At 66.2% G+C, this 2,567-nt stretch carries 3 protein-coding genes; all 3 read right to left on the bottom strand.

What is annotated here, in order from left to right; all coding sequences use genetic code 11:
- Positions 1-221: 221 nt before the first annotated feature.
- From QTH97_RS36795 to QTH97_RS36785, 3 genes are read right to left on the bottom strand one after another with little or no spacing between them, the layout of a single operon-like run.
- A complete protein-coding gene (locus QTH97_RS36795; protein WP_286573722.1) occupies positions 222-548 on the bottom strand; it encodes a protease inhibitor I42 family protein in 327 nt (108 codons plus the stop codon).
- Positions 549-565: 17 nt separating this feature from the next.
- A complete protein-coding gene (locus tag QTH97_RS36790) occupies positions 566-1,045 on the bottom strand; it encodes a hypothetical protein (protein WP_286573720.1) in 480 nt (159 codons plus the stop codon).
- 39 nt (positions 1,046-1,084) lie between these two features.
- Positions 1,085-2,206, bottom strand: a complete 1,122-nt coding sequence (locus QTH97_RS36785; protein WP_286573718.1) for a C1 family peptidase — start codon at positions 2,204-2,206, stop codon at positions 1,085-1,087.
- Positions 2,207-2,567: the final 361 nt, after the last annotated feature.

The raw sequence follows: 2,567 nt of genomic DNA, 5'->3' as shown, positions 1-2,567 counted from the left end.
CTCGGGTGTGCGGATCTCATCGAGGCTGCGGGCATGTTCCGACGCGCCCACCGGCAAGCCGTATACGTGCATGCAAACCGTTTACGTCATGTGACCGAAAAGAGCTTGCAATAGGCGCTGGGTCCATACATGCACGTAGAGGACGATTACCCCTTACCGCAAATCTCCATGTGACAGTATTGACAGCTGACCCCACCGAGCCCGGGATCGCGCCGGGGATGTTAGGGTGACACGTCGACCAGCAATGTGTAGGTGGCCGCCGCGGCCAGCGTTGCTGGCTCCCACGGCCTGCGCAGTTCGATCACGACGAGGTGCGTGCCGATAGCCCGCACCTCGGCCTCAAACGCGCGCAATGTGCCAGCGCCGGGCCGCGGCATCGACGCGCTGCTGGCGGCCGGCACCGCCGGTGGCAGCGCCAGTGCACCGCTGGCCACGACCTGCCAGCGGTGGCCGGTCGTGCGCTCGGGCAGCTCGATACGCAGGCGGTCGCCCGCACGCAAGTGCAGCCTGCGCCCGTCGTCGGTCTGCGTGCAGTGGTGCGTCGGCATCGGTGCGTCGTCGTGGGCTACCAGACGTACATCTCGTGCAGCATGCCGTCGTCTTCCTCGCGCAGCGAATTGACGCCGCCGGCCTGCCGCGCATGGCTGGCGAGCAAGTTCAGCGCCAAGTGTGCGCTGTGCAGATGCGACGCGAGCTTCCTCCAGCCGATGTTCTCGAGATGCGCAAAGGCGTTGCGTTCCTCATTGATCGACCAGAGCGCGGTAATGCGCACGTTCTGGTGCCAGGCCGTGGCACCGACAGCCGCACCAGCCGAAGCGGGCCGGATCGACGGCGACGAGGCCGACATCGTGGCCAATGCCGCGGGCGACGGCCCGCGTGGGGCATCAGCGGTCGCGCCGCCGCAGCCGCAGCCGGCTTTCGCGCCTGCCGCCGCTGCGGCGGCCGGACCGAAGCTTGGGCGGCTCGGGCCGCCGCTGGTGGCCGCGGCCTGGGGCATGTAGGGCGCGCCCTGCGGCTGGGTGACTCTGGGTTGTGATGGGTTCATCGAAAGCTCCAATTGTGAAGTGGGTTGATATGCAGGCGCTCAGAACACGTAGACCTGCTTGATCACGCTTTGCAACTCGTAGAAGCTGACCTGCGAACCGGAGGCCTTCGCCGCGGCCAGATGCATGAGCTGGTCGAGAAAGATCGCATCGCTGTCCGGCGACACCTTGCGCCAGCCCAGCCGCGAGAAATAGGCCCAGGCGTTGCGTTCCTCGTTGATCGTCCACAGGCCGGTCACCGTGTCGGTCTGCCAGCCTGTGTTCTCGATGCCGGTGACGCCGAAATTGCCCCAGCTTTCGATGCCAACTTCGCCATACGCGATCAGGAAGTAGCCCTGATCGCCGAACCACGTGTTCCAGCTGTTCTTGCAGATCCAGTAGCCGCCAGCATCGTCGTAGCCTACGATCGCGACGCAATGGCCGCCGGGGTCGGCGCTTTGCACCACATTGCGGTAGATCTGCCCGGGCTGGTAGGCGAAGAAGTCGTCGTAGACGATGAAGCAGGCGGTCACCGCGCCGCGCGTCGAGACCCATTCCTTGATGCCCGCGGGATTGCCGGTGAGGTCCTGCCAGCCGGTGGTCTTCAGGACGCGGTTCGCCGCGTCACCGCACAGGCCGCCGCAGCCAGCGTCGTTGTCGACATACGGATAGCAGGCTTCGTCAACCACGCCCTGGTCGCGCAGCAGGTCGAGCGCATAGGTCGGCCACCAGCCGTTGTTGCAGCTTGCACCGCCGCTGCCCGGCCCCATGCAGTGGAACAGGTGCGACTCGCTCAGGTCCACGGCCAGGTTCGGGTCGCCGCGCTGTAGCGACAGCGTGCTCTCGACCGCGGCCAGGGTGCCGAACGCCACGCACGAGCCGCAGTTGCCCTGATCGCGCACCGGAGTCACGTAGTTTGCGCCGCCGACATTGCGCAGGTCGAAGGCCGACGGCGCGCCGACGGCCTTCACGCGCGCCGCAGCGGCACGTTCGGCCTTGCTCGCCCGCACGTCGCGCGCGACGTCGGCGATCGACGGCGCGCCCGGCGGCGGCTTGACGCCGAGCAGCCGGCGCCGCTCGTCGGGTGTCATCTGCGTTAATCGGTTCGGGCCCGCCATCCAGGGTTCGCCGGCGGCCGTCAATGCGGCACGCAGACCGGCTAAGTCGTAGGTTTCCGAGGGCATTTCGTTTCTCCTAGTCGAGGTGGACGCCAGGCTTGGCGGCGCGCCGTGGGCCTGATGCAAGGCGCTGGCGACAGTCTAGGTTCGACACCGGCTGCCCGCCTCCCCAAACCGTAGGACGGAGCGGACGCCCGCTTCTAGATTGGGTCGCACTGCTTGCGCCAGAACCGCTCTATCGAATGAAAGATGCTATGTGGGACTACCTGAGCGAGACCCGTTTCGCTAAAACGCGTTTTCCTTAACTTCTTGGCAAAGGAGATGGTATGGACGCCTCCCTCCCGCTAAACGACTGCGAAGGTGGAGGATTGCCGCTGGTGACGGTGGGGGCCTCGCAATCGACGGCATCGAGTGCCAAAGTGGAAGT

This window comes from Variovorax gracilis, from assembly GCF_030317115.1.
In the GTDB taxonomy this organism is placed as follows: Bacteria; Pseudomonadota; Gammaproteobacteria; order Burkholderiales; family Burkholderiaceae_C; genus Variovorax; species Variovorax gracilis.
This window is presented reverse-complemented; position numbering and strand designations above follow the sequence as displayed.